Genomic DNA, 900 nt, shown 5'->3' with positions numbered 1-900 from the left:
GCCGATCGGGCTGGACCTGGGGGCGAAGACCCCGGCCGAGACGGCGCTGGCGATCTGCGCGGAGATCCTGGGGGTGCTCGGGGGGAGGGACGCCCGGGGGCTGCGGGATTCGGATGGCCCCCTGAGGTAGGGGCGAGGAGGAAGGGGGCGTCCATGATTCTTGGGCCGGCCGCGTGAAAAGGGTGCGAAAACGGGAAAAAGGGATTCATGGACATGATCCTGAGCGTGGACGCGACCCTCTCCCGCAGCGCGTGGTTCTTCATCGTCGGAATCGTCGTGGCCGGCTTCCTGCTCGCCGGGTTCAAGCTGGGGCAGCGGGTGCGGGCCAAGGAGCCGCCGCCGCCCACCCCCGAGAGCCAGCCGCACCTGCCCGACGGGGGTCCCGTCCACGAGGTCCGGGAGGAAAGGGACCAGGTGGAGATCCCCGAGGGCGGCCTGCGGCCGCACGAGATGCAGGGGTACGGGAACTTCGGATCCACCACCTCCGCCCACCCCGACGAGGTACGGGCCGAGCGGGAGTCCGGGTACAAGCGGGTGACCGGGCCGGGACCGCACCCGCAGCCCGGGGCCCCGCCCGACGCGGGCCGTGGGGCGCACGCCTGAGAGCCCTCCCGGAAGGACCCCGACGGACCTCTGACCCGCGCCCGCCGCGCGGGTCAGAGGTCTGTCCTGAGGCGGAGCACCTCGGGCGGGGGGTGGCGGGTCGAGGCGTGGCGGACCTCCGCCGTGAGGGGCGGGTCCAGGGGGGTGTAGGGGGTGTCGCCCAGGCCGATCGCCGTGACCGTCGGCAGCTTCGGGGGCGGTGGCGGCGCCGTGCGCAGGGCCGCCGCGAGGTCCGCGCGGAGGGCCGGCGGCAGGGGGCTCGACACCAGGGGGGTGTCCTCGTCCTCCCCGGGGAGG

Annotated in this window: 1 protein-coding gene and 1 pseudogene; one reads left to right on the top strand and one right to left on the bottom strand. The window is 74.7% G+C overall.

Annotation, left to right across the window (positions count from 1 at the left end; translation table 11 throughout):
- Positions 1-207: 207 nt before the first annotated feature.
- The gene (locus tag VR44_RS38760) at positions 208-603 is read left to right on the top strand and encodes a DUF6479 family protein (protein ID WP_045952384.1); all 396 of its coding nucleotides are present in this window, start codon (positions 208-210) and stop codon (positions 601-603) included.
- A gap of 53 nt (positions 604-656) precedes the next feature.
- Here the strand turns inward: VR44_RS38760 and VR44_RS38755 are convergent.
- Positions 657-900, bottom strand: a pseudogene (locus VR44_RS38755) (ATP-dependent DNA ligase); the annotation flags it as partial.

This window comes from Streptomyces katrae (assembly GCF_000966975.1).
Classification (GTDB): domain Bacteria; phylum Actinomycetota; class Actinomycetes; order Streptomycetales; family Streptomycetaceae; genus Streptomyces; species Streptomyces katrae.
Note: the sequence above shows the minus strand (reverse complement) of the source record. Positions and strands in the feature narration are given on the sequence as shown.

Coding starts and splice junctions, on each gene's coding strand:
- VR44_RS38760 (WP_045952384.1), top strand. CDS start 208: ATGGACATGATCCTGAGCGTGGACGCGACCCTCTCCCGCAGCGCGTGG.